Raw genomic sequence first — 24,840 nt, forward strand, 5'->3', positions numbered from 1 at the left:
GACTAGCGCTTCGGATCGACGAGACCAGCCTTGATGGCGTACAGGGTCGCCTCGACACGGGACCGGAGCCCGAGCTTGTCGAGGATGTTGCGGACGTGGTTCTTGACCGTGTTCTCGGCAACCTTGAGTTCGCGGGCGATGTCGCGGTTGGTGAGTCCGCGTGCCACCTCGGCCAGGACTTCGAGTTCACGATCCGTGAGACCCGAACGGTCGGCCTGGCGACCCGTGTCCTGGTTGAGGTCGGCCACCAGCGCCGCCGCGAGACGTGGGGCGACGATCGTCTGGCCGTCGGCCACCAGCGCAATGGCACCGAGCAGGTCCGCCGAGGTGCAGTCCTTCAGCAGATAGCCGGTGGCGCCGGAGCGGATCATCGAATACAGGTCCTCCTGGGAGGACTTCGTGGTCAGGACGAGCATGCGCGGCGTCGGCGAGAGGGCTGCGAGTTCGGCGCACACCCGCGCGGAGTGCGTACCGGGGTCGTAGATGACGACATCGGCAGCAGTACTGCCGGCCATGCTGGCCGCCTGCGATTCACGTGCGGTCTCACCGACCAGCTCGAAACGAGGATCATCGGTCACGATGGCGCGTACGCCCCGGCGAAAGACCTCCTGCGGGTCCACGACAAGGACCCTGATTCGAACGTCAGGGGCGGTCGCTGATGAGTTCACCGACCGCCCCTTTCGTCCTGCTGTAGTCCTAGTGTTCCGCCTCCAGTGCGATCACACCGTAGTCGTATCCACGCCGACGGTAAACGACCGACGGGCGTTCAGTCTCCTTGTCCACGAACAAGAAGAAGTCGTGTCCCACCAACTCCATCTCGTATAGCGCCGAATCAAGCGTCATCGGGATGGTGTGGTGGACCTTCTCCCGCACCACCATCGGGCCGTCACCGAGCACCGTGATGGGGCCGACCTGGCGCTCGATCGGGGCGTCCATCTCGGCGTCTGCCGGGGCGGCGGGGGCGGGGATCGACGCCGTCGCGGCAGCGACGGAGATCGGGGTACGTCGTCCACGGTGGACGCGCTTGCGGTCAGCCGCGCGACGCATCTGGCCGGTCATCTTGTCCAGCGCCAGATCCAGTGCGGCCATCTTGTCCTCGGCGCTGGCCTCGGCGCGAATGACCGGTCCTCGTGAGAATGCGGTGAGCTCTACGTGCACTGCGCCGCGATGCTGCCGCGGATTCGGTTCGGCATCGACTTCGACCTGGACACGGATCAGGTGATGATCGTGTTTTTCCAAGCGGGCGAGCTTGTCCTTGACGTGCTCGCGGTACCGGTCCGAGACATCGCAATTGCGAGCCGTAACCACAATCTCCATGAGGTGACCTCCATCGTGAGGGAACTGCATAAGTTCTTCGGCGGTGGCTTCGTGTCCTCGGCCGGGGGCCGCCGTTCCGGCGGGGCCTCGCATCGACCGGGTCTCCATGAATCGACGTTAGACCCCCAGACAAGGCAAACCAAGGGTTTTCCGTTTCTGCGTGGCGGCGATCGCGGCGATCCCCTTCACCGGCATCCCGACAGCCTCCAAGGCACGCTGCGCTTCCCGCGCAGTGGCCCCCGTAGTGATCACGTCATCGCAGATCAGGACATGCGCCGCTGGCAGGCGAGCGGCCAGCGCACGCACACGATGCGCGGGACAGGTGAAGGCTCGATCGAGGTTCGCGGCGCGTTGCACAGCGGTGAGTCCCGCCTGATCGGCAACTCCTCCGCGCAGGGTCAGCAGCGGTGCGTACGAGGCTGGCAGGCCCGCGCGGCGCAACAGACCGGCGGCGCGGCGAGCGGCCGCAGCCGTGGTGTCGAGGCCGCGTTCGCTGACGGTCACCGCCCGGGAGGGGACGGGGACGAGGACGACCGGTCTGGCCCCTTGATGAGCCGCAGCCGCTGCCGCGACATAGGCAGCCAGAACGGACACCAGCTGATGCTGGCGCCGCTCCTTGGTCGCGAGGACCACGTCCCGGATCAAGCCTTCGTACGCGGCCGAGGCGATCGGTCGGACCAACCCTGCCGGAACTGGTGAGGGCCAGTGTTCAGCCGGCACCGGCGCGAGCGCCTCCGAACACTCGCGACACAGCACGCGGCCCGCGCGACCGCAATGGACGCACGCGCTCCCCCACAGCAGGTCCAGGCACGAGTCGAGCAGCACGTACGCATCGCAACGCAGCACGCGTCAGGTCGCAAGAAACGCCACAGCGGGCTGGGGAGAACAGTGTCTCTCCAGCCCGCTGTGGACAACCGCCGGTCAGACCCGGCGTCGGTACGCGATCAGTACCGGTACAAGTCAGACTTGTACGGGCCTTCGACCGGCACGCCGAGGTAGTCGGCCTGAGCCTGGTTGAGCACGGTCAACTCGACACCGATGGCGTCGAGGTGCAGGCGGGCGACCTCTTCGTCGAGGTGCTTCGGAAGCACGTACACACCGATCGGGTACTCGTCGAGCTTGGTGTAGATCTCGATCTGGGCGAGCACCTGGTTGGTGAACGAGTTGGACATCACGAACGACGGGTGGCCGGTCGCGTTGCCGAGGTTCAGCAGACGACCCTCGGACAGCACGATGACCTTCTTGCCGTCCGGGAAGATCCACTGGTGGACCTGCGGCTTGATCTCGTCCTTGACGATGCCCGGGATCTTGGCCAGACCGGCCATGTCGATCTCGTTGTCGAAGTGACCGATGTTGCCGACGATCGCCTGGTGCTTCATCCGCTCGAAGTGCTCGACACGAATGATGTCGAAGTTGCCCGTCGTGGTGATGAAGATATCGGCGAAGTCGACGACCGACTCGAGGCGCTTGACCTCGTAGCCGTCCATGGCCGCCTGCAGGGCGCAGATCGGGTCGATCTCGGTGATGATCACGCGAGCGCCCTGGCCACGCAGGGACTCAGCCGAGCCCTTGCCGACGTCGCCGTAGCCACAGATGACGGCAGTCTTGCCGGCGATCATGACGTCGGTGCCACGGTTGATGCCGTCGATGAGCGAGTGGCGGCAGCCGTACTTGTTGTCGAACTTGGACTTGGTGACCGAGTCGTTGACGTTGATGGCCGGCCAGAGCAGCGAGCCTTCCTTGAACCGGTCGTACAGACGCAGGACACCGGTCGTGGTCTCCTCGGTGACACCCTTGATGCCAGCGCCGACGTTGGTCCAGTACGTCGGGTCGTTGTCGAGCGAGCGCGCGAGGACCCGGAGGACCTCCTTGTACTCCTCGTTGTCGGTCGAGTCCTGACCGGGAACCGCGCCGGCCTTCTCGAACTCGGTGCCCTTGTGGACCAGCAGCGTGATGTCGCCACCGTCGTCGAGGATCATGTTCGGGCCGATGGCGTTGCCGTCAACGTCCTTGAACTGGAAGACCTTCTCGGCCTCGTCCCAGTACTCCGCGAGGGTCTCGCCCTTCCAGGCAAACACCGGGGTGCCGGCCGGCGCGTCGACCGTGCCGTTGCCGACCACGACGGCAGCCGCCGCGTGGTCCTGGGTCGAGAAGATGTTGCAGGTGGCCCAGCGGACGTCGGCACCCAGTGCCGTGAGCGTCTCGATGAGGACACCGGTCTGGATCGTCATGTGCAGCGAGCCGGCGATGCGTGCGCCCTTGAGCGGCTTGTCCTTGCCGTAGCGACGGCGCATCTCCATCAGGCCGGGCATCTCGTGCTCGGCGAGGGTGAGCTCCTTGCGGCCGAACTCGGCCAGGGAAAGGTCTGCGACCTTGTAGTCCATCGTGTTTCTCCTAGAAACAACTGCTGATCAACAGCATGGTCCGTCAAGCGCCGCGCATCTGCACGCTGTCGGGATCTCCCGCGCTGACCGGTTCAGCCTAACCTGAGTCCGCCGATTCACGCCGTCGCGAGCGTCGTCGGACGGGTGGGTCGGCGAGGCGGAGCTCCGAAGGCGGGCCGGCGGCCCGTCAAGGCGCGACAACGAAGCCGAAGCGCCCGGGCGGCGATGCGCCGCAGGCGCGAATCGGTGGACTCAGATTGCACCTGAGATGCGGCTCACGGAACTTCCCGCGCGGAGTGCGCGCCCCCAGCGGGCTCTGCCGACGCAGCCAGCCCACCTCGCAGGTTGCAGATGATGACGATGAGGAGGCCGACGCCGGCAAAAGCCGACAGCACGATGAGCTCGGTGGTGTCGGAAGCACCGGAAAAATAGAGTCGGTCGCGAACGAACGAGGCCCCGGCGCCCGGCGGCAGGAGTTGACCCACCACGCGGCCGGCCCGCGGCAACATCTCGGGGGCGATCGAGGACCCGGAGATGATCAGGCCGAGGGTGAAGTAGAGACCACCCACCAGGGCACCGGCACGCCCCACGAGGGACACTGCAGCTGCCGTGGAGGCGGTGATCGCCAACGAGACAAGGCCGTACGCCAGGAACAGACCACCGTGATCAGCACTCCGGCCGACTCCGAAGGCGGACATTGCGAGCAGCGCCACTCCGGCCGAGAGCGCGGCGTAGATCACCAGCAGGGCCGCGTGTCCGAGCCCGCGTTGCAGTGACCGGCTCGTCCTGCGGCCGAGCTGACCCAGTGCCATCGAGGCGATCGAGGCACCCAGGCTGAGCGCCTGGATCATGAATCCCAAGGAGCTGCCGGCACTGTCGTCGGCCGGGAGCGCGACCAGATCGACGATCTTCGGCGGCTTCGTGAGAGCTGTCACCGTCGTCGCCGGCACCGGCCGACCACCTGCTGTCGCCTTCGCGACGGACGCAGCGAGCCGGCGGTCGTACTCCTGGACGTAGAGGTTCTTCAACAAGTTGGAGACCGCGGGCGATGCGGCGGAGGCGACGTACAAGGTGGCGCCCTTCTGGTCCAGCACGACGCCGCCGTACGCCTTGCGCTCCTGGATCGCCGACGTGAGCCCCTTCGCGGAGGCGTACACGTGGACGTCGAAGGAACCGCCTGCCTCGAGCGAGGGGACGATCGCCGCCCTCTGCGACGCCGGCGCGACGATCCCGACCGGCAGGTGATGCGGGTGCGGGGCATGTGCCATCGCCAAGTAGTAGACGCCGAGGACCAGCTGGATCAGCGCGCCGGCGAGGACGATGGCAAGGCCGAGGCTCGAGATACGGCGACGTGGCGTGCTCATGTGAGCACGGTAGCGACAAACCTCAGTGGGTCATGTTGAGCGAGGGGTCAGGCGTCGGCGGCGGGGCCGTGTCCTTGTGGATGAAGTCGACCGCGCCGAGGATCCCGAACACGATCAGCGTCCCGATGACGATGAGCCAGCCACGTTCGATCTTCACAGTCTTCCTTCCGATTGACCGCTGCCACGGTACGCGTGGAACCTGTGCGTCCGCTCAGCCCTCCACCAATCCGAGACCGAGGTATTCGGCGACGTAGGCACCCTGCAGCACCAGCGCGGCATAGTGCGCCAGCGACGTCCTGCTGGCGGCGGCCTCCGGAAGCGACACGATGTCGACGCGTACGCCGCGGGCATCCGCGATCTCCAGCAGTCGACGACGGTCGTCGAGGACGATCGGCTCGGGGTCCGGTTCGTCCAGCACGACCAGGCTCGGCCGCACCTCGGCGCCCTCGCCGTCGAAGGGATCGGCGAAGACGTCGCGCAACGGCGCGCGTTCCAACAGCGGGATCAACTGATCGGCGCTCCCTGCCAGCGCCGTACGCCCGGTGGCCCGTCGCAACGACTCCGCGATCCGCCTCGCCGCACGCGCGACAGGAACGCTCCCGCCCCACACCAAGGGGGTGGTGTCGGCATGGGCGATCGCGAGTTCCTTCGCCGGGTTGACGGTCAGTTCGCGGCCGGGCGAGCAGGCGATCGCCACGTCATCCAGCGCGACGGCGACATCTTCCGGCTCGGTGACCGGGCCCAGACCGTACGCTCCGAGCACGTTGAGGGCGAGGACCGCGAGGGCCAACTGGTCATGCGTGTCCACCTCGAGCAGCGTGGTGTCGCGACCGACCGCGTGCTGGGCGACCAGCGACCCGGCGCGCGTCGCGACCAGGACGTGAGCACCGCGGCGTACCGCCTCCGCGACCGCGCTCGCTGTCTGAGGGTCCTCGCCACCGGGGGCCAGGACGACGACCAGGTCCAGTGCTCCGACCCAGCCGGGCAGACCGGCATTGGCCCAGGCAACGAACGGGACCGGGCAGGTCGGTTCGAGCACCGCCCGCAGGAGTCGTGAGTCTGGGCCGGCAGCGACCACCGCTCGTGGCGAGCCGTCCAGGCGACCGGTCTCGCGTTCGGCCAGCGCTGCACGACGTACCCGAGCGCCCGACTCGGCCAGCGCACGGAGTCGCACATCGGCGGCAGCCAGAATGACCTCGTCGTCGAGCCGGGATTCGTCGAAGAAGGTCATGCTGCTGGTTCTACTCGGGCTTCCGCGCCTCGTCCACCAACAGCACCGGGATGCCGTCCTTCACCGGGTACGCGAGGCCGCACTCGCCCTCGCAGACGAGCTCGGAGGCGGCCTCGTCGGCGCGCAGCGCTCCGTGGCACTGCGGGCAGACGATGATCGACAGCAGCACCTTGTCCAGACCGAGCGCGCCCCTACCTGCTTCTGACATCACAGACCCCTGCGGATGATCGCCAGGGCCGCATCGCGGGCCCGCTCCATGGTGGCCTGGTCCTTGCCCTCGGCATTGAGACGCAGGAGTGGTTCGGTGTTGGAGGCGCGTACGTTGAGGGTCCAGTCCGCGTGGGTGACCGACAGGCCGTCGAGCTCATCCGTGGTGACGCCGTCGGCGGCACCGTAGGTCGCTCGCAACTCATCGAGAACCGCGCCCTGATCGGCGACCGTGGTGTTGATCTCCCCCGAGTGCGGGTAGCGGTCGTACGGCGCCAGGACCTCGCTGAGCGTGGCGTCCGACTCAGCGAGCGCCGCGAGGGCGTACAACGCTGCGAGCATGCCTGAGTCCGCACGCCAGAACTCGCGGAAGTAGAAGTGGCCGCTGTGCTCGCCGCCGAAGACCGCGTTCGTCTCGGCCATCGTCGCCTTGATGAACGAGTGGCCCACACGCGTACGCACCGGAGTGCCGCCGTTCTCGGCGATGATCTCGGGGACCGCGCGCGAGGTGATGAGGTTGTGGATGATCTTCGCGCCCGGCTCCTTGACCAGTTCGCGCGCGGCGATCAGGGCGGTCAGCGTCGACGGAGTGACCGCACGACCCTTTTCGTCGACCAGGAAGCACCGGTCGGCGTCGCCGTCGAAGGCCAGACCGATGTCGGCTTTCTCGCTCAGGACCCGCGCCTTGAGGTCGGTGAGCGTCTCCTCATCGATCGGGTTGGCCTCGTGGTTCGGGAACGTGCCGTCCAGCTCGAAGTACATCGGGATCAGGTCCACCACGTCGGCGATCCGACCGAAGACCTCGGGTGCGGTGTGGCCAGCCATGCCGTTGCCCGCGTCGGCGACGACCTTGAGCTTGCGACCGGTGATCGGCGAGAGCTTGAGCAGGTGGGCGGCGTACGCACCGAGCACGTCCTGTTCGCTCACGCTGCCGAGCGTCACGCCCGTCGGTGCCGGCGCGTTGGCGATCACCATGTCACGGATGTCAGCCAGACCGCTCTCGAGGCCGACCGGGACCGCGTACGCACGGCACATCTTGATGCCGTTGTACTGCGCCGGGTTGTGGCTCGCGGTGAACATCGCACCCGGCAGACCGAGGTGTCCGCTGGCGAAGTAGGTCTGGTCGGTCGACGCCAGACCGATCATCACGACGTTGACGCCGTACTCGTTGACGCCCTTCGCGAACGCCGCGGCCATGCCGGGCGAGGACGGGCGCATGTCGTGTCCGACGACCACTGCTTCGGACTTGTCGGCGAGTGCGACGACCTGCGCGAACGCGCGGCCCACGGCGTACGCAACGTCCTCGTCGATCTGGTCCGGGACGGTGCCGCGGACGTCGTACGCCTTGAAAGCAGCGTTGATCTTGGAAGCATCAATCACGGGCTCAGCCATGCCCCGAACCCTAGCGGAGCGCCTGCAGCGTTGCTCTTCGGTCGCGGGCCCTCGAGGCCCGCTTCCCTCCGGCGCCTTGCAGTCGCACGCGCTAGGCCTCGGGATGGACGATCAATCTGTCGCGAGAACTCGCAGATGACCTCGGCGCTGCACTTCCCTCTGGCCGACCTCTGCTGGCGGCATCGGCCGCTCAGTCGGGCGAGCCGCCTCGCGTACCGCGTCGGCGAGTGCGAGCAGATCGGCGTCGGACGGACCGGCAGCAACGGCCTCGCGCGCCAGTCGGAGCACCGACCATCCTCGCGGCGCGCTGAGGCGCTCGGTGTGGAACTCACAGAGGTCGTACGCATGCGGCTCGGGCCGGAGCGACAGCGGCCCGACCACGACCTGCTGGTCGGCATACACATAGGTCAACGTGCACGCCGCCGCGCGGCCGCACGCGGAGCGTGAACAGCGGCGCGACGGGACCATGGGTCGACCGTACCTCGCAGGGACGCGCGTCGCGGCTAGGCTCGCGGATGTGAGTATCACGCGGGATCGGCACGGCCGTGGGTTGCGCGGACCGATCGCGTTCGACTCCCCCGTGCCCCCTGCGCGGCCGCGTACGTCCCGGCAGCGGTTCGACGCCATCACACTGCGCATCGTGCGCGATCTCGACCGGCGCTGGTCCCAGCGACTCGGGTTGGTCGAGTACGCAGTCGAGGACGTCCCACCGGTCAACGACGGCTGGACCGACGCGGTCCCGCTGGCCGCGCTCGTCCGGGGCAGCGGAGCACGGCCGACGCGGTTGATCTTCTACCGTCGCCCGATCGAGCACCGGTGCTCCTCAGGTGACGACGTGGAGGAACTGGTCCTGATGGTGGCCTGCGAGCAGGTCGCCGAATTGCTCGGTGTGGATCCTCACGAGGTGCACCCGAACTACCAGTCCGACCTCTAGGAGTCAGCCGACCCCGGGGCGCACGTACGGCACCGAACTGACCCGGATGACGCGCCCGACTGGCACGACGACAGCTCCGTTGCCAGTCACCACGATCGCAGCGCGCAGGCTGATCCTGTTCGTCTGGATCTGAACGAGCGAAGCGCTGGTCGGCAACGTCACAGACACCGCTCCCATGGTCGTGACCGGGACGGCGCTCCTGAAGACGACCTTGCCCGAGGAGTCGCGCGCAATCACGTTGACCGATCCAGCCACCGCCGCGGCACCGATGACGACGGTCTTGTTGCCGTCCGGTACGACGGTCCCGCCCTCGGCGGTCAACAGCGGGTCTGCGCCGGTGATCGCGAGGTCATTGCCGACGATCGAGGCGAGGCTCGCCGTGATCGGCGACGGCGCGTCGACCTCGATACCGATGACATCCTTCGCCCCGGCCAGGATCGCACTGAGGTCGGCGGTGGCGACACCGTTCCCCGGCACCGGAATGCCGGTGAACTTCGCCGGAGCGAACATCGAACTCTTCGTGACCAGCCGGATGGTGGCGGTGACCTGATCCGCGCCCGGGTTGGCGACCGTCAAGGTGTGGCGGGCGGCGTGCGGCACCCCCAACAGTGTGACCGTGTCGATCGGAGCCGTCTGGGGAATGAGCCAGTCGCTGAGCGCCGACTGTCCGGGCGTCTGGGCCTGATCCAGCACCGATACCGTCGCCTGCCCCTGCACGACGGCGGCATGGATGGCGAAGACCCCGTACTGCGGACTGTCCTTGAAGAGGTCGATGCTCACGCTGCTGTGCGGCGCAAGGACGCGATCATCGACAACTGGCTGGGCCGCAGTCCGCGAGGAGTAGCGGGTGATGACCACTTCGGCCCCGGTGTCGGCCGGGTTGTCGATCTCGATGATCGAATCATGGGTCGAGGCGGCACCGAGCCCGGTGAACCAGTAGTCGCTGCTCGGTTCCAGACAACGGGTGCCCGAGAGCGGCCCGGTGCCGAAGGCACCGACCGCGAGGCCCGCAGCGGCCGGGCCGGTGACCACGACCGCACGCGGCTGGCCGCCAGCGGGGATGTCGGTGGTCTGCGACGGATGGACGACACCGGCCTGGGTCGGTGGCGCGGAGCCCTGACGCGTCAGGATCCCGCCAGTACCGGTGCCCAGCGAGCCCACCCTGATGGACGTACCGGAAGCAGTCGACGGGCATCCGCGCAATGCGCCCGAGAAGGACACGTTGCGTGGACCTTGCATGCGACCCGAGCCCGGATGGGCGAGGGTCACGGCCGCGAAGCCGATCGTGGCCAGCACCAGAAGGGCCGAGATGACGACCAGCGGATCGAGCCCACGCGTGCGCAGCCTGCGCACACTCGACCGGGCGACTGTCTCGAATTCAGACACGAGTGGCCCCCCATTCGCGCGGCAGCGACATCACGACGACGCCAAAGAGTGCGAGGCCCTGGACCATCAGCAGGACGACCCGCATCCAGGAGATGGAACCACTCGGACTCAGTGCCATCACAGGGGTCTTCGCGCATGTCGGAGCCACGATGACGCAGTTCGCCCAGGCCCGGAACGCCGGGTTGCCGGTGCTCGTTCGCTGCAGGCCGTACGCGGCATCCAGGACTGTCGTGACCGCTGGATCAGAACCGGGTGGCTGAGCCACGTACCCGATCCCGTCGGCCGCCAGCGCCGGCATGGTCTGTGCGGTCGGTCGGGTGATCAGCTCCCGGACCAGTTGGGTCACGTCGGAGCGTTCCGGTGTCAGAGCCAGGAGGGCCTGCTGTCCCTCGGTCACGCCTCCGGGTCGCACGATGGTGTACGCGATGCCGTTGGTGGTCGATCCACGCAGCACGAGGACTCCGAGCGGCTGGGCCCGACCTACGTCCATCAGCGTGTCGGGCACGCCCGCATTCGGCGCGGTGCCCAAGCCATCGCCCGCCCTCAGCGCCGACCATCCCAGACCCACGATCACGGGAACGACGCCGGCCACCACGAGGACGCCGGTGAGCCACCGTCGAGCATCGAGCCCCTCGGCCACTGCCCCCTGCGCACCGAGGCTGATCGCCACCAGAAGGCTCCCGTGCAGGGTGAGCAGCACCAACGCGAGGCTCGCATGGGTGGTGCCTGACGGGAGCTGGACCGGGATGACCGAGAGGATCGCGCCGGCCAGCGTGCTGCAGGCAGCCAGGGCCCAGCACGCGAGCACCGGGATCCGCGTACGCACCGGCACCAGGGCGATCACGGCGAGGACGACGAACATCAGTCCGAGACCCCAGCCCAGGCCCGCTCCCGGAAGGGTGCCGGCCAGGAGGTGCCAGCCATTGATGCTCGACGCCGGCACCGTACCCGCCTCGAGGAGCAGTCCGCCGGCAGCTCCGTGCCAGACCGCGGACAGCCACCACGGCGCCAGCAGGCCGACCGGGATGAAGGCGGTCAGCAGCGGTGGACCGTAGACGTCGCGGTCGATCCGTACGCCCTTGAGCGGTCCGCGCACCAGAAGGTAGCCCGCCGATGTCGCCACCAGGCCGAGGACGACGACCGCGAACCAGGCCGCCGGCGAGAACGCCACCACCAGCGTCAACATCAAGCCGCAGCGCCATCCGGCGACCCAACGACGTTCGTGGGTCGGCTCGCTGAAGCCGAGCGCCGCGTGGGCGAGCCACGGCAGGATCGCAGCGATCACCACGAATGCGAGTCGCCCCCCGCCCCAGGCACCCGAGACATACGGCAACAACGCGTAGGCGGTGGCTGCCCAGAGGATGAGCCAGCGCGGCGCTCCGCGGTGACTGATCAGTCGACCGACGACTCGCAGCAAACGCCAGGCGCCCCACAGCGAGACCGGGAACGACGCGATCATCAGCAGGGAGATCGCCAGTGAGGCACTCCCGCCGAGCAGGGTCGCGAGAACAGCCAGCGGGATCAGGTACGGCGGCGCAGGCACGTGAGTGCCCAGGCCGACCGGATGCACCGATTGCAGGTACGTCCGCCACCAGTCCGACGCGCCGCTGGGAGCGGCCCACAGGCCACCGCCGGCCACGTGCCCGAAACCAGCCCGCGCCGCGACCAGGCCGAGAAGCACGACGACACTGAGCGCGACCGCCACCGGGTTCCCGAGGAACCGGACCAACCATCCCGATTCGCTCGGCACGTCGGCGTCCTCGGCATCCCGGATGGCACGTTCACGGGCTGCGAACGAGGCGGGGTCGGCCTCGGCCTTGGCGATCTGACGGCGTTCGGCCACATCGGCAGCTGTTGTCGTGACCGCGGCGTACACATCGGTGACGAAGTCGAGACCGTGTCGGTACGGAAGCCACCAGGGCGCCAGCAGACCGGTCCGGCGAGTACGGGTCCGTCGTCGAGACTTCCGAGCAGCGCGCAGATCACCGAGATGGGTGTAGGTGTGGACGAGTGCGGCGAGTTCGTCAAGGGCGGTCCCGACCTGCCGGACGGTGATGAACCCGAGCACGCGCAACATCGTCCCGACGACGAGCCGCACCATCCGCCACGGAAGGGCCAGAGCGTTGCTGTTGGCGAGCAACGTGAAGAGGGCCGCGCGGCGCTCCTGGAAGTGGATGTGCCGGCCGGTCAGTGGCGTCTGCCGCACGCCGTTGTGGGCCGCCGCGACGTGGAAGACCACCGCGTCGGGCACCACATAGGTGTCGTGGCCGGCGGCGGCCGCCCGCCAGCAGAAGTCGATGTCGTTGCCGAAGATCGGCAGGTGATCGTCGAAGCCGCCGACCTGTTCGAGCACTTCACGACGTACGAGCATGCCTGCCGTGTTCACCGCCAGGACCTTGCGCAGTGCGTCGTGCTGGCCGTGGTCGTACTCGGCCCGTTCAAGACCGGTCTCGCGGCGGCCGGTGCCGGAGATGGTGATGCCGACTTCGAGGAGCCTGCGTAGCGACGGCCACTCGCGAATCTTGGGGCCGAGCACACCGGCGCCGGTCTTGTGGGCGGCGGCCATCAGCGCGGCCAGTGCGGACGGCGCCGGCGTGGAATCGTCGTGGAGGATCCAGACCCATTCGACATCCAGTCCGTCGACCGCAGCTCGTACGGCCTCCGGGAACGTGGTCCCACGTCCCAGCACCTGCACGTCGCCGTACGCCGCTGCGAGCAGCTCGGCGCTCTGGTCCTTGGATCCGGTGTCGACGGCGCGTACGCCCACCAACGGATATGTCTGGGCGGCAATCCCGTCGATCACCGTCGGGAGCCAACCGGCTCCGTCGTGGCTGATCAGGACCAGGGCGACCCCGGACGCCGGAGTCTCATCGGGATACGCCACGGATGGTGAGCCTAAACCCGTGCACGGCTCCGTGTCAGAAGCCGGGCGTCAGACCGCCCGCTTCTTGAGCTTGCGACGCTCACGCTCGGAGAGGCCACCCCAGATCCCGAAACGCTCGTCGTTCATGAGCGCCGACTCCAGGCACTCATTGCGTACATCACACGTGAGGCAGACCTTCTTGGCCTCTCGCGTGGACCCGCCCTTCTCGGGGAAGAAGGCCTCGGGATCCGTCTGCGCACACAGCGCACGGTCCTGCCAGTTCTCATCGGCGATCGGCTCCACCAAGAACAATTCTCGCATTGTCATGCCCTTTCGACCCGGCTCATCTGCGTTGCTTCGGGGGAAGAACAACACTGGTGAAATTACATGCCTGTCGTAGCCGTACGTCAAGCCCGGTTTCTGGTATACGTCCCGTGAGTCACTTCAGTCACATCAGTCACACCCCTCCGGCGGATGCCACGGCGTACCACGACGATCCGTACACTCGTCGAAGTCATTGACACTCCAGCCAAGGGACCACACGTGGCACGAAACAACGCGACTCCGGACCGCCGGGCCGTGATCGCCGACCTCCAGCGCAAGAACAAGCGCCAGGACCTGATCCGCAACTGGGGCATCGTCGGCGCCTGCGTGATCATCTCGATCGCCCTGCTCTGGATCCCGGTGGCCCACCTCTGGAAGGCGAAGAACCCGAGCTACCAGAAGTACGACAACACCGCGCTGCAGAACATCGGGGCCAGCCCCCAGGCTGCCAGTTGTGGCGCGATCACCACCCTTGCGTCCAACGGTCACACCCACGTGACGTACCCGAACCCGGTGCAGTACTCGACCGCCCCGCCGGCCTTCGGCAACCACTGGAACGTGGCCGGTGTCGCGCCGGTCGCGATGCAGCGCAAGTTCTACACGACCGCGGACCGTCCCCCGCTCGAGGCGCTCGTGCACAACCTCGAGCACGGCTACACGATCCTCTGGTACGACGCGACCATCTCTGGTGACGCGCTCGACCAGGTCCACGCCATCGCCAACAAGTTCGCCGGGACGGCCGACTTCCGTGACAAGTTCATCGCCGTCCCGTGGACGAGCGCCGACGAGGCGTCGCTGGCCAAGACCGCGAAGCCGAAGACCTTCCCGACCGGGACGCACATCGCACTCACCCACTGGGAGACCGGCGCCGACGGTACCGGCTGGGGTCCCGGCGTGTTCCAGTACTGCGGTGGGGTCAGCGGTCAGGCAGTGAAGAACTTCATGCAGGCGTACCCCTACACGAATAGCCCAGAACCCCCGAACATGTGAGGCGAACGTGTGTGGACGGAGCGTCCGCGGCGTTGCTCTTCGGTCGCGGGCCCACCAAGGCCCGCTTCCCTCCGGCGCCTTGCGGCCGCACACGTCCGCACACGTTCGACCTGTTGGTTGTGGCCTGTCTCAGGTCAGGTGTGATTGGTTCTTGGCCTTCAGCGCCGCCACCACGTTCTTGACCTGCTGGGCGTGAGCCCGGGTCGTGACGAGGACGGCGTCCGGGGTGTCCACGACGACGATGTCGTCCAGCCCGACGATCGCGATCGTACGCCCGCCGTGCGGCACGACCAGGCCGGTGCTGTCGATGGCGTGCACCAGGTCGGAGTCGCCCAGCACGATGGGGCCGGTTGCCGGCGCAGTCAGCGCCGCATCCAGCAGGGTGGCGAGCGAGTCGAAGTCGCCGACGTCGTCCCAACCGAACAGCGCCGGTACGACCGCGACCCGGCCACGCACGGCGGCCGGCTCGGCCACCGCGTGGTCAATGGCGATCTTGGGCAGGTCCTCCCAGGCCGACTCGAGCGTCTCGGGCGCCGCAGCGATCGCGCGCAGGGCCGCCGCGAACGCCGGATCGGACTCCGCGAGCAGATCGAGCAACACGGTCGGCCGGACCACGAACATGCCGGCGTTCCAGCGGTAGCCACCCTCCTGGAGGTAGCCGCGGGCTACGTCCTCGGAAGGCTTCTCCACGAAGCAGTCGACCGTCTCGACTCCCTCATGCCCGCCCAGCGGGCCGGCTCCACGGATGTATCCGAACGCCGAGGACGGGAACGTCGGCTCCACTCCGATCGTGACCAGCAGACCCTCGTGCGCCACTGCCACGGCACGCCGGATGGCTTCGGCGAATCGCGGCCAGGCTGTGATCACGTGATCGGCTGCGAACGAGCCCATCACGGCATCGGGGTCACGGAGCTCGAGGACCGCCGCAGCCAGGCCGATCGCCGCCATCGAGTCACGAGGGCTGGGCTCGGCGAGGACGCCGTCCGCCGCCAGAGCAGGCAGTTGCTCAACGACGGCCGCCTGGTGCGCGGCACCGGTGACCACGATGAAGCGTTCCTCGACGAGCTCGTTCAGCCGGTCGTACGTCTCCTGGAGGAGCGAACGCCCGGAGCCGGTCAGGTCGCGCAGGAACTTCGGTGCGCTGGCCCGCGACAGCGGCCACAGGCGCGTACCCGCGCCGCCGGCGGGGATCACCGCCCAGAAGTTCTCGATCGGTCCTGCCACATCTAGAGACGCCACGGGAGCACAGCCTAGACATGGATCCGGGCACGCGATGATGGGGAGGTGACCACCTACCCCGCGGCGCTCGCGCGCGCGTTGCGTACGAACCCCGGCCGCCCCTTCGTGACGTTCATCGACGAAGGCACCGGTGAGCGGATCGAGCTGTCGCTCACCACGTACGCGAACTGGATCGCCAAGGCGTCCGGGTTGCTCGTCGACGAGTACGGCCTGGAGCGGGGCCAGAAGATCCGCATCGATCTCCCGCCGCACTGGCTCGGGACCATCTTCGTCGGAGCGGCGCTCAACATCGGTCTGGTGCTGACCGAGGGTGGCGCGGACGTCGTCGTCCTCGGCCCTGAGGCCGTTGCCCCCGTGCCGGGCGCGGTCACCCTGGCCTGCTCCCTGCTGCCCCTTGGCGTCCGGTTCCGTGAGGGTGTACCCGCCGGAGTCCACGACGTCGGTGAGGAGATCTGGGGGCAGCCAGACGCCTTCACGCCGTGGGATCCACCCCAACGCGACGACGTCGCTACCAGTTGGGACAACGCCACCCAGGAGACAGCGTTAGCGGCTGCCGCCCGCTTCCCCACGGACGGCAGCCGCCTGCTGTCGGAGGCGAATCCGGCTTCCCCACCGGGATTCGCCTCCATCTGCATCCCGCTCATGACGAACGGGTCACTGGTCCTCGTCACCGGCGCCGACCCGGAGCGACTGGAGGCGATTGCGGCCTCCGAGCTCGTCACGGATCGCTTCCCCGCCCAGGTGTCGAGGTCGGCTCGGGATCACCCGAGCAGGTTGTAAGCGTTCAAGCCGCTCCCCATGTATCGGTACTGGTTGAGGTTCGTACCGGTGCGCTGGACCAGAGCCCCAGATGCGGTCTCACGGGCGAACAGGTCCGGATGGGTTCCACCGCGACCAGGTGCCTCACCCGCGATCCAGTTGTAGGCCGACACGTTCAGGTTGAGGGCCTTCGAGGCGTAGAGACCACCGGGGCCGTCACCCAGCCAGACCGTGAGACTGCTACCCGACCGGAAGATCGAGTCGGGCGCGCCGTCGCCGTCCCACAGACCTGCCGCGATCTGGGTGCCGGCGAGGGCGGCGTGAGAGACGTACGCCCCGGCGAAGCCGAGTGTGGCGCCGCGGCCCACCACGATGAGCAGCGAGTTCCCGCTCTGGACCTGCAGGTCCGGGTGACCGTCGCCGGTGACGTCACCAGGCGCAGCGATGTTGGTCCAACTGCCGGCGCCGGGGGTCATCAACTGAGCCGGGTAGAACTGGCCGTTGCCCTTGCCGCGGTAGAGGTACAGCTGACCGTTGCTGAGCCGGGCCATGAAGTCGCCGATCCCATTGCCGTCCCAGTCACCCACGTTGAGCAGCAGGTTGGCGTTCGGCAGGAAGATGCCGGTCGCGATCGGGTTGTTGAGGTCCGTACGTCCGGAGTTGGCTGCCATCCAGATCGCACCGTCGTGGACGCCGACCAGGTCCGGGTAGCGGTGCCCGGAGAGGACAGCCGCTCCTGCGATGTTGCCGAGTGAGGCCGTGGCGCCGTACGGACCGACCCAGTGCGAGAAGCCGCCCGCGCCGTTGCCCGGCCAGACGTATCCGGTACCCGAGGCGCTGCGCTCGACGATGTCGGCCCTGCCGTCGCCGGTGAAGTCCCCGATGCCGCTCCACGAGCTGCCACCGGGGTACGAGCCCGGCACCGTGACACCCGAGGCGAATGCACCTGCCCCATTGCCGTGGAACCGTGTCATCACACCCGTCGAGCTGATCGCGAGTAGATCCGGCTTGTGGTCCGAGGTCAGAACGCCGGCGCCCAGGAAGAAGGTCGGGTGGCCGACGACCAACGGCAGGACGTGGACTCCGAAGGCACCACCGCCGTTGCCGTTGAGGAGCACCGCGTGTCCGGCGGCGTTGATGCCGACGAGGTCGTTCTTGCCGTCGCCGGTCACGTCGCCGACTGCGGTGACGTGCGTGAGGTTGGCGAACGCCGTCGTGGCGCGGGTTGCCGTGAGAGCGAAGCCGCCAGCACCGTTGCCGGCGTAGACCGAGAAGCTGGTCGGCCCGTAGCTGATGAGGTCGCCCTTGCCGTCGCCAGTCACGTCCGGCGTCGGCACGGCGGAGGTCTGGCCCGCCGGCAGGCCGGCCACCTTCACCTGCGCCGCGAAGTCGCTGATGCCACCGGTCGGCAGCACCACGATCTGCGAGTCGCTGGCGCGGCGGGCGACGATGCTCGGGTACGGCCCGACGAGGCTGGTGTGCAGGTTCCGCTCGGCCCAACCCGCCTGGTCGGCCGCGGCAATCCTGCGGATCGTCGGGATGGCTGCGTACAGATAGGTGCCCGGGCACTCGGTCTGGTTCAGCGAGTTGACCCGGACCGCGTCGCGGTGGCCCTGGATCGGTGAGTTGAAGACAACGCCGGCGATGTTCGCGCGATCGGCCGAGGCCGAGACGCCGCTGAGTGACAGTTTCCAGGCGAAGAGCGCGCCCTCGGCGTTCAGCAGTGCCTGGCTCGGCCGCACCTCGTTGTAGTTGCCGATGGCCGAGACACCGAAGGCGTAGTCGTTGACCCCGTACGCATGCGCTCCGACGACAGCGCGGTCAACGCCGCCGTACCGGCCCTCCCAGATGCGACCGAACTTGTCGATCAGGAAGTTGTAGCCGATGTCGGACCAGCCGCGGGAGTGCGTGTGGAAGTAGTAGATGCCGCGGATGATCGCGGGGACGTCGGCCGCGGTGTAGTCGTTGCTGTTGACCGTGTGGTGAACGAAGCCGCCGTGGATCTCGAAGTAGTGCAGGGACGTCGGGTCGCGCCACGACTCATCGGCGCCCCACTGCGCGCGGCTGTAGATGACAGGCTTGGCAGTCACGGCTGCACTCAGCGCGTACGTGTCCGCCATCGGCGCGATCGCGCCCTCGCTGGCGCTCTTCGGGCTCGACGGCAGCATCGTGTCCGGGGTCTTGCTGTTCGGGCCCAGACGAGCGGTGTCGATCGCCGGGGCCTCGACGGCGGTCTTCGTAGCCATGCCGGTGTCGATGACGGCGAGCTTCAGGTCGGTCGGCAGGGCGCCCTTGGCGACGGTGAGTCGAGCCTGGACGAAGTCGACCTTGCCGACCAGGGCCTCCCCGAAGCCCGGACGGCTGCGGAGCCCGTCAGGTGACTTCGGGTCCGGGGCGTAGCCGTCGTCGTCGTAGTCCAGCGGCGTCCAGCCACTCCACACGCCGTTGGTCTCCGTACGCACATCGGCGGTGACGTCGTCCTTGGCGAGGTTCTCCCCGTGCGCCCAGGTCAGGCCGACGATGCCGTACCCGGTCACCGGCGTGATGTTGCTGACGACCGTACGAATGCTCGCCTGCGAGTCGTCCTTCTTGACCGGCGCGGCGGTGGTTGCGGCGGTGAGTGCAACGTCGTGGCCGGTGACCTTCACCGTGCCGACCGGGACAACGGAGGACTGCGGCGTCTGCGAGGTCGTGGCCGACGGAGCCGGTGCGGGTGCGCCGATGGCGGTGTGCGCGGGCGTCTGAGCGACCACGTCGAGGTTGATCACGGCACTCGCCGGGATCAGGGCAGCACCGACAGCGCCCAGGACCAGCAACTGCTGGCTGAAGGCCATGAAGTACGCCCGCGAACGCGTCGTCTTGGAAACCATTTGAATCACTCCAGGTGTGGGGGAAGGTCACACGAGGGCTCAACTTTCACATCAGTCACATACGAAACGGAAGGAATCGTGAGTAACTACAATGATGTAATTTCCAGTCGACACGCCGACTGGGGCGAATTAGTTCGACGAATTGGTGCTGGTTCGCGTCGCTTGTCGGACGCCAAGGTGGACCGATGTTGAAGGTGAGTCGCGATCTGGCCACGGCACCACCCCGATCGCAACATCGGTCCACCCCTGCGTACGGTCATCCCACATCCACATGCGATCAGCCTCGGCTTGAACGCTGCGTGCGTTCAGGCCGAGGCTGATCGGTTGTGGAAAAGGTGCGTCGCCGCCTCGCTTGTGGAGGCAGGCGGTCTGACGCGTGCGGCAGCAAGGAGTCCTCGCGCAAGGCGGCCACGTGGGCCGTCGAGCACTGAACGACGCGGCTGACGCGCCGTCAGATGTCGGCGCCCATCTCGCTGTCGTCGGTCTCGTACTGCTCCGTCATGATCTTCTCGATCTCGTCGTCGGTGATGCCCGGCGTCATCTGACGCATCTGGAACTTCACGGCGGCGCGGGGCGAGCCGTCGAAGACCAGCCGGCCCTTCTTGAGCACGAGCGCGCGATCACACATCGTCATGACCGAACCCTCGGAGTGCGAGACGTAGAACATCGTCCGCCCCTCGGAGCGGATCTCGTCCATCTTCTTGATGCACTTCTCGCGGAAGGGTCGGTCACCGACCGCGAGCGTCTCGTCGGCCAGGAAGATGTCCGACTTCACGTGCACCGCGACGGCGAAGCCGAGGCGGGCGAGCATGCCCGAGGAGTACGTGGTGACCGGTGCCGCGAGGAATTCGCCGATGTCGGCGAACGCCACGATGTCGTCGTAGACGGCGCGAGTCTCCTTGTCGGACATGCCCATGATCGCGGCGTTGAGGAAGATGTTCTCATCGCCGCTGATCTGCGGGTGGAAACCGGCACCGGCGCCGATCAGTCCGGCGATCCGGCCACGGGTCAGGATCTCGCCCTCGTCGGGGGCCATCACGCCGGAGATCAGCTTGAGCAGCGTCGACTTGCCGGCACCGTTGAAGCCCATCAGGCCGATGGACTCGCCCTTCTGGACGGTGAACGAGACGTTCTGGATGGCCTGGAACTTCTTGGAGATCGGCTGACCCTTGGCCTTGGCCGCGGTGATCTCCTTGATGGACCGGCTGTACCGGATCGTGAACTGCTTGGAGACGTCATCGATCACGATCGAGGTGTTGTCGTCGATCTTGCCGAACGTCGGCCGGCGAGCAGGGACTGGTGCCGTCGTCATCACAAACGCTCCGGGATCTTGGCCTCGAACTTGTTGAACACCAACTGCGCGATCAGCAACAGAGCAAGACAGGCAGCCAAGGTCTCGAAACCGAGGGCGATCATGTGATCGGGGAACTCGTGCAGCAGCGGTACGCACTCCGTGCCGGGCGCCGCCTTGGTGCAGTCGAGCGGAAGGCCGGTGTGGCCGTTGGTCGCAATGATCACGTCGGTGCCCGGAAGGATCCGGTTCGTGGGCACAGTCCCCCACCAGAACGCCTTCTCCAGGAACTCGATCGCCACCACCACGGGGTTGTGGATGTAGATCCAGTAGATCCAGGGGTGGTTCCTGGTCGACTCGACGACCCGGCTGAACGGGTACATCATCGGCACCGCGAAGCGGATCAGGAACGTGAGGATGCCGACCACACTGCCGAAGTCACGGAAGTAGACGTCCGCGACCGAGAACAGCAGCGACACCGCTGTCCCCAGCACCATGATGATCGCGAACGACATCAGCGTGTATGCGATCGACGGCAGGATCGCGCCGTGCCAGCCGACGATGCCGACACCCACGCTCAGGATCAGGATCTCCGGCAGCACGTGGATCAGCGACACGAGCATCGAGGCGACCGGGAACATCTCCTTCGGGATCGGCATCCGGATCACAAGCGCCTTGTTGTGATGGATGGAAGCCGTACCCGCGGCGAAGGTCTCAGTGAAGAAGTGCGTGATGAGCAGCGCCGTCAGGATGTGCAACGGGTAGCTCGGGATGGCCATGTTCTTCTCGAGCAGGCCACCGACGATCAACCAGTACGCGAGGAACTGGGTGAGCGGGTTGATGTAGGACCACGCGAGACCGAGCAGCGAACCCGAGTAGCGCGCCGTGACCTCACGTCCGACGAGCAGCCGGAGCAGGTACGTACGCCGGAAGACGGACAGCAGGCCGAGGTTGGCTGCCGGGTCGACCAGCGGCGGGTTCGTGTCTGCGGAGCGGCCCAGCAGCCGGGAACTGGCAGCGGCCTCAGTCACGCTGATCCCCTTCCGTCCAAGGCTTGAAAGTCTCTTCCCACGCCTCGGGCGAGGTGATCTCGGACAGGGCCTGACGATAGCGCACGGACAAGGCGTTCCAGTCCCGCCGGAACTGCATGTGCAACGCGAGTGATCGACGCAACATGGAGGCGTACGTGGCTCGGTCACGGCGGTAGAGCGCCGCCGAGGTGCCGTCGTTCATCGACACGATCGCCGAGTCGAAACCGGCCAGCCGGTACCACTTCGCGTCGAGCGCGGGGATCTCGGCCTCGGGGAATTCGCGCGACAGATACCGCTCCGGAAGCAGCTGTCGAAGCGGCGCCAGGCCGGCAGCCTTCAACGTCTGCTTGCGGCTCGGCACCTCAGTGACGCTGACGCCCTTCTTGGTCGGCTTGTCCAGGCGTACGGGCGGCAAGGAGTCGACATCGCGGTGCAGCTGCGCGTCGGCGAATTGCATCCGCAGTTCGTTGATCTCCTTGAGACGCGTCGGCAGCATCGCGTGCAGCTGCTCGGGGCCCTTGAGGATGTCCTCCAACGCCTGGATCCGGAGCTCGGCCGTTGAGTACTGCATCGCGACCAGGTGCGCGATCTGGTTGTTCCGGATCTCGTTGAGCAGCCGGCCACCCTTGGGGTAGGTGCTGTGCAACAGGGCCGCGATGACGCGGTTGCGCAGGTGGAAGTACGACTGCCAGTCGAGGGCATCGTTCTTGTCGGACCACGGTACGTGCCACACGGCCGCACCTGGGAACGAAACCGTCGGGTAGCCGTGCGCCTTCGCACGCAGGCCGTACTCGCTGTCGTCCCACTTGATGAAGACCGGCAGCGAGAGCCCGATCTCGCTGATCACCTTGGTCGGGATCAGGCACGAGAACCAGCCGTTGAAGTCGACATCGGCGCGCTTGTGCAGCCAGCGCGCCGAGCGCAGGTTGCGGGTGGCGAAGTCCCACTGGGTGTGGCCGTCGTCGCGGGTCATCCACAGGAAGCGCCACGGCTGCACGATCTCGCCGTAGCTGTGCAGGCGGGTCCGCGCGTACAGGCTGAACATGTGGCCACCGACGAGCGTCGGGACCTTGCAGAGGTCACCGAAGGTGACCTGACGAACGATGCTCTCGGGCTCGCACTCGACATCGTCGTCCATCATCAGGGCGTACGTCGCCGTGCCCTTGCGGATGGACTCGAGCTGGCCGCGGGCGTACCCGCCGGAACCGCCGAGGTTGCCCTGCTCGAGGATGCGCAGCTTGTCGCCGAGCGCGTCCTTCGCGGCCGGGAACTCCGGGTCGTCCTGGACGAGCTTGGTGCCCTGCTCCATCACGAACACGGTGTCGATGAACGGCGCCAGGTGCTCGTCCTCGCCGATCTGCTGCAGTAGTCGGGAGCAGAAATCGGGGCGGTTCATCGTGGTGATCGCGATGTCGACCGTGCCATGCGCGGCGCGGTCCTCCGGCACGTCAGCCGTCCACTCGGCGCTCACCGTCACCGGCTCGTCACCTGCGACGACGTCGTACCAGTACCAGCCACCGTCGACGAACGGGGTGAGCGGGAGGTCGAAGACGAACTCGCGCGGCCCGATGCTGTCGGAGGTGCCGGTGTCGACGCGCTGACTGTTGCCGTTCGCCAGCGACTTGTTGACCACCACCGTGCTGCCGATGCCGTGCAGAGTCACCGTGAGGCGAACCTTCTCCACGATCGTGTAGCGACGCCAGTAGCCCGCGGGGAAGCCGTTGAAGTAGGTGCCGAAGGAGAGTCGCTGGCCCGCGTCGACGCGCAGGCGCGTGCGGTCGAGGATCTGCTCCGCGTTCAGCTGCCGACCCGTGCCGGTGCTCTTGCGGCGGTCCAGGTTGGCCATCGCCTTCGCGGCGCTGTCCCCACCGATGACGTACTTGTCCTCATCGAGGTTGGCGTCCTCGACGTCGATGTAGAGCGGGAAGACCTCGTAGTCGTGGCCGGCCGGCAGGATCTGCCGCTGCAGCAGGCGCGTCGTCACAGCAGTGCCGCTCACTCGTCCACTCCCCCGCTGGCGAAGGCCGCACCGTCCGCGAAGTGCGGGCGGATCTTGTTCTCGTACATCGACAACGCCGAGGCGATCGCCATGTGCATGTCGAGGTACTTGTAGGTGCCGAGGCGACCACCGAAGAGGACCATCGGCTCCGCCTTGGCGAGGTCGCGGTACTTGAGCAACTTCTCGCGGTCCTCGGCGGTGTTGATCGGGTAGTACGGCTCGTCGCCCTCCTCCGCGAAGCGGCTGTACTCACGGACCACGATCGAGCGGCCCTTCTTGTACGTCGCTGCGCGCTCCGGGTGAAGGTGTTTGAACTCGAGCTCGCGCGTGAACGGGACCTCGGGGTCATTGGCGTTGACCACGCCGGTGCCCTGGTAGTCGTCGACGTCCAGCGTCTCCTGCTTGAGATCGACGGTACGCCAGGACAGCCGACCCTCGACGTTGTGGAAGTATTCATCGACCGGGCCCGTGTAGATGATCGGGACCTTGCCCTTGTAGTCCTCAGCCACGTCGAAGAAGTCCACGCCGACGCGTACCTCGATGTTGGGATGGTCAGCCATCCGGGTCAGCCAGGCGGTGTAACCGTCGGTCGGCAGACCCTCGTACGCGTCGTTGAAGTAGCGGTTGTCGAACGTGTACCGCACCGGGAGGCGGGTGATGATCTCCGCACTCAGCTCGGTCGGGTCCGTCTGCCACTGCTTGGCGGTGTAGCCCTTGATGAATGCCTCGTACAACGGGCGGCCGATCAGGGAGATCGCCTTCTCCTCGAGGTTCCGGGCGTCCTCGGTGTTGATCTCGCTGGCCTGGTCGGCGATCAGCGCGCGCGCCTCGTCCGGAGTGTGCGCCTTGCCGAAGAACTGGTTGATCAGCGCCAGGTTCATCGGCAGCGAGTAAACCTGCCCCTGGTACTTGCCGAACACCTTGTGCTGGTAGTTCGTGAACGTCGTGAAACGGTTGACGTACTCCCAGACCTTCTCGTTCGAGGTGTGGAAGAGATGGGTGCCGTACTTGTGCACCTCGATGCCGGTCTCCGCATCGAACTCGCTGTAGGCGTTGCCGCCAAGGTGAGGACGACGCTCAAGGATGAGGACTCGCTTGCCGAGCTCAGCGGCCACCCGCTCCGCGATGGTCAAGCCGAAGAAGCCGGAGCCGACGACCACAAGGTCAGGCAGGTCAGAGACGGATTGTTCAGAGACTGGCACGGGTTGGAGTTTAGGGGTTCGGGTTGACGAGACACCCTTCCACGCGCCGCCGGTCCG

At 67.2% G+C, this 24,840-nt stretch carries 22 protein-coding genes; 3 read left to right on the forward strand and 19 right to left on the reverse strand.

All coding sequences use genetic code 11. The features are described from left to right. Nucleotides 1-2: 2 nt before the first annotated feature. The 10 genes from KCTC_RS03930 to KCTC_RS03970 all read right to left on the reverse strand — a co-directional run bounded on the left by KCTC_RS03930 (nt 3) and on the right by KCTC_RS03970 (nt 8,363). A complete protein-coding gene (locus KCTC_RS03930; RefSeq protein ID WP_164512473.1) occupies nt 3-620 on the reverse strand; it encodes a LuxR C-terminal-related transcriptional regulator in 618 nt (205 codons plus the stop codon). Between the two features lie 76 nt (nt 621-696). Beyond that, entirely contained in the window at nt 697-1,317 is a 621-nt protein-coding gene (hpf, locus tag KCTC_RS03935) for a ribosome hibernation-promoting factor, HPF/YfiA family (protein ID WP_125566953.1), read from the reverse strand. Nucleotides 1,318-1,434: 117 nt separating this feature from the next. After that, nucleotides 1,435-2,163, reverse strand: a complete 729-nt coding sequence (locus KCTC_RS03940; protein WP_125566955.1) for a ComF family protein — start codon at nt 2,161-2,163, stop codon at nt 1,435-1,437. Nucleotides 2,164-2,261: 98 nt separating this feature from the next. Beyond that, nucleotides 2,262-3,701 (reverse strand): adenosylhomocysteinase, encoded by a 1,440-nt coding sequence (gene ahcY, locus KCTC_RS03945; RefSeq protein WP_125566957.1) that lies wholly within the window; start codon nt 3,699-3,701, stop codon nt 2,262-2,264. A gap of 275 nt (nt 3,702-3,976) precedes the next feature. Then, nucleotides 3,977-5,065, reverse strand: a complete 1,089-nt coding sequence (locus KCTC_RS03950) for an ABC transporter permease (protein ID WP_125566959.1) — start codon at nt 5,063-5,065, stop codon at nt 3,977-3,979. Nucleotides 5,066-5,087: 22 nt separating this feature from the next. Next, nucleotides 5,088-5,222, reverse strand: a complete 135-nt coding sequence (locus tag KCTC_RS15135) for a hypothetical protein (protein ID WP_269461442.1) — start codon at nt 5,220-5,222, stop codon at nt 5,088-5,090. Between the two features lie 54 nt (nt 5,223-5,276). Beyond that, a complete protein-coding gene (locus tag KCTC_RS03955) occupies nt 5,277-6,296 on the reverse strand; it encodes an SIS domain-containing protein (protein ID WP_125566961.1) in 1,020 nt (339 codons plus the stop codon). A 10-nt stretch (nt 6,297-6,306) separates the two neighbouring features. Then, nucleotides 6,307-6,504, reverse strand: a complete 198-nt coding sequence (locus KCTC_RS03960) for a Trm112 family protein (RefSeq protein ID WP_125566963.1) — start codon at nt 6,502-6,504, stop codon at nt 6,307-6,309. Beyond that, nucleotides 6,504-7,895 (reverse strand): phosphomannomutase/phosphoglucomutase, encoded by a 1,392-nt coding sequence (locus tag KCTC_RS03965; protein ID WP_125566965.1) that lies wholly within the window; start codon nt 7,893-7,895, stop codon nt 6,504-6,506. Before KCTC_RS03965 ends, KCTC_RS03960 begins: the two co-directional genes overlap by 1 nt. A gap of 111 nt (nt 7,896-8,006) precedes the next feature. Beyond that, nucleotides 8,007-8,363 carry a DUF3499 domain-containing protein gene (locus tag KCTC_RS03970; RefSeq protein WP_125566967.1) on the reverse strand — a complete coding sequence of 119 codons (357 nt, stop codon included), beginning with the start codon at nt 8,361-8,363 and terminating at the stop codon, nt 8,007-8,009. 49 nt (nt 8,364-8,412) lie between these two features. Between KCTC_RS03970 and KCTC_RS03975 the strand changes: the two genes are divergently transcribed. Then, a complete protein-coding gene (locus KCTC_RS03975; protein ID WP_231998828.1) occupies nt 8,413-8,829 on the forward strand; it encodes a metallopeptidase family protein in 417 nt (138 codons plus the stop codon). A 3-nt stretch (nt 8,830-8,832) separates the two neighbouring features. Here KCTC_RS03975 and KCTC_RS03980 read toward each other — a convergent pair whose 3' ends face one another. From KCTC_RS03980 to KCTC_RS03990, 3 genes are read right to left on the reverse strand one after another with little or no spacing between them, the layout of a single operon-like run. Further along, a complete protein-coding gene (locus tag KCTC_RS03980) occupies nt 8,833-10,215 on the reverse strand; it encodes a DUF5719 family protein (protein WP_125566971.1) in 1,383 nt (460 codons plus the stop codon). After that, nucleotides 10,208-13,099, reverse strand: a complete 2,892-nt coding sequence (locus KCTC_RS03985; protein ID WP_125566973.1) for a glycosyltransferase family 2 protein — start codon at nt 13,097-13,099, stop codon at nt 10,208-10,210. Before KCTC_RS03985 ends, KCTC_RS03980 begins: the two co-directional genes overlap by 8 nt. Nucleotides 13,100-13,147: 48 nt before the next feature. After that, a complete protein-coding gene (locus tag KCTC_RS03990; RefSeq protein WP_125566975.1) occupies nt 13,148-13,399 on the reverse strand; it encodes a WhiB family transcriptional regulator in 252 nt (83 codons plus the stop codon). A 222-nt stretch (nt 13,400-13,621) separates the two neighbouring features. Between KCTC_RS03990 and KCTC_RS03995 the strand changes: the two genes are divergently transcribed. Then, nucleotides 13,622-14,392, forward strand: a complete 771-nt coding sequence (locus KCTC_RS03995) for a DUF3105 domain-containing protein (protein ID WP_231998829.1) — start codon at nt 13,622-13,624, stop codon at nt 14,390-14,392. Nucleotides 14,393-14,521: 129 nt separating this feature from the next. Here the strand turns inward: KCTC_RS03995 and KCTC_RS04000 are convergent, their stop codons facing one another. After that, complete coding sequence (locus tag KCTC_RS04000) at nt 14,522-15,631, reverse strand: mannose-1-phosphate guanylyltransferase (protein WP_231998830.1); 1,110 nt, start codon at nt 15,629-15,631, stop codon at nt 14,522-14,524. A 45-nt stretch (nt 15,632-15,676) separates the two neighbouring features. Here KCTC_RS04000 and KCTC_RS04005 point away from each other — a divergent pair, with 45 nt between their 5' ends. Beyond that, a complete protein-coding gene (locus KCTC_RS04005; protein ID WP_125566979.1) occupies nt 15,677-16,411 on the forward strand; it encodes a TIGR03089 family protein in 735 nt (244 codons plus the stop codon). On the opposite strand, the gene KCTC_RS04010 is transcribed toward KCTC_RS04005, so the two are convergent. The 5 genes from KCTC_RS04010 to glf form a co-directional block, all read right to left on the reverse strand. Continuing rightward, on the reverse strand, nt 16,393-19,260 hold the full coding sequence (locus KCTC_RS04010; RefSeq protein ID WP_125566981.1) for an FG-GAP-like repeat-containing protein: 2,868 nt from the start codon (nt 19,258-19,260) through the stop codon (nt 16,393-16,395). The genes KCTC_RS04005 and KCTC_RS04010 overlap by 19 nt on opposite strands. 451 nt (nt 19,261-19,711) lie before the next feature. Beyond that, nucleotides 19,712-20,572: an ABC transporter ATP-binding protein gene (locus KCTC_RS04015; RefSeq protein WP_125566983.1), complete on the reverse strand. Its 861-nt coding sequence runs from the start codon at nt 20,570-20,572 to the stop codon at nt 19,712-19,714. Continuing rightward, entirely contained in the window at nt 20,572-21,582 is a 1,011-nt protein-coding gene (locus KCTC_RS04020) for an ABC transporter permease (RefSeq protein WP_231998831.1), read from the reverse strand. The genes KCTC_RS04015 and KCTC_RS04020 overlap by 1 nt, the downstream gene beginning before the upstream one ends. Then, on the reverse strand, nt 21,575-23,581 hold the full coding sequence (locus KCTC_RS04025) for a glycosyltransferase (protein ID WP_125566985.1): 2,007 nt from the start codon (nt 23,579-23,581) through the stop codon (nt 21,575-21,577). Before KCTC_RS04025 ends, KCTC_RS04020 begins: the two co-directional genes overlap by 8 nt. Further along, nucleotides 23,578-24,783: a UDP-galactopyranose mutase gene (gene glf, locus KCTC_RS04030; RefSeq protein WP_125566987.1), complete on the reverse strand. Its 1,206-nt coding sequence runs from the start codon at nt 24,781-24,783 to the stop codon at nt 23,578-23,580. The genes KCTC_RS04025 and glf overlap by 4 nt, the downstream gene beginning before the upstream one ends. Nucleotides 24,784-24,840: the final 57 nt, after the last annotated feature.

This window comes from Nocardioides baekrokdamisoli (assembly GCF_003945325.1).
GTDB classification, from domain to species: Bacteria; Actinomycetota; Actinomycetes; order Propionibacteriales; family Nocardioidaceae; genus Nocardioides; species Nocardioides baekrokdamisoli.

Bases quoted from the DNA above. Each gene is read 5' to 3' on its own strand.
- hpf (WP_125566953.1), bottom strand. From the start codon at position 1,317: ATGGAGATTGTGGTTACGGCTCGCAATTGCGATGTCTCGGACCGGTAC.
- ahcY (WP_125566957.1), bottom strand. From the start codon at position 3,701: ATGGACTACAAGGTCGCAGACCTTTCCCTGGCCGAGTTCGGCCGCAAG.
- KCTC_RS03950 (WP_125566959.1), bottom strand. From the start codon at position 5,065: ATGAGCACGCCACGTCGCCGTATCTCGAGCCTCGGCCTTGCCATCGTC.
- KCTC_RS03955 (WP_125566961.1), bottom strand. From the start codon at position 6,296: ATGACCTTCTTCGACGAATCCCGGCTCGACGACGAGGTCATTCTGGCT.
- KCTC_RS03960 (WP_125566963.1), bottom strand. From the start codon at position 6,504: ATGTCAGAAGCAGGTAGGGGCGCGCTCGGTCTGGACAAGGTGCTGCTG.
- KCTC_RS03965 (WP_125566965.1), bottom strand. From the start codon at position 7,895: ATGGCTGAGCCCGTGATTGATGCTTCCAAGATCAACGCTGCTTTCAAG.
- KCTC_RS03970 (WP_125566967.1), bottom strand. From the start codon at position 8,363: ATGGTCCCGTCGCGCCGCTGTTCACGCTCCGCGTGCGGCCGCGCGGCG.
- KCTC_RS03990 (WP_125566975.1), bottom strand. From the start codon at position 13,399: ATGCGAGAATTGTTCTTGGTGGAGCCGATCGCCGATGAGAACTGGCAG.
- KCTC_RS04010 (WP_125566981.1), bottom strand. From the start codon at position 19,260: ATGGTTTCCAAGACGACGCGTTCGCGGGCGTACTTCATGGCCTTCAGC.
- KCTC_RS04015 (WP_125566983.1), bottom strand. From the start codon at position 20,572: ATGACGACGGCACCAGTCCCTGCTCGCCGGCCGACGTTCGGCAAGATC.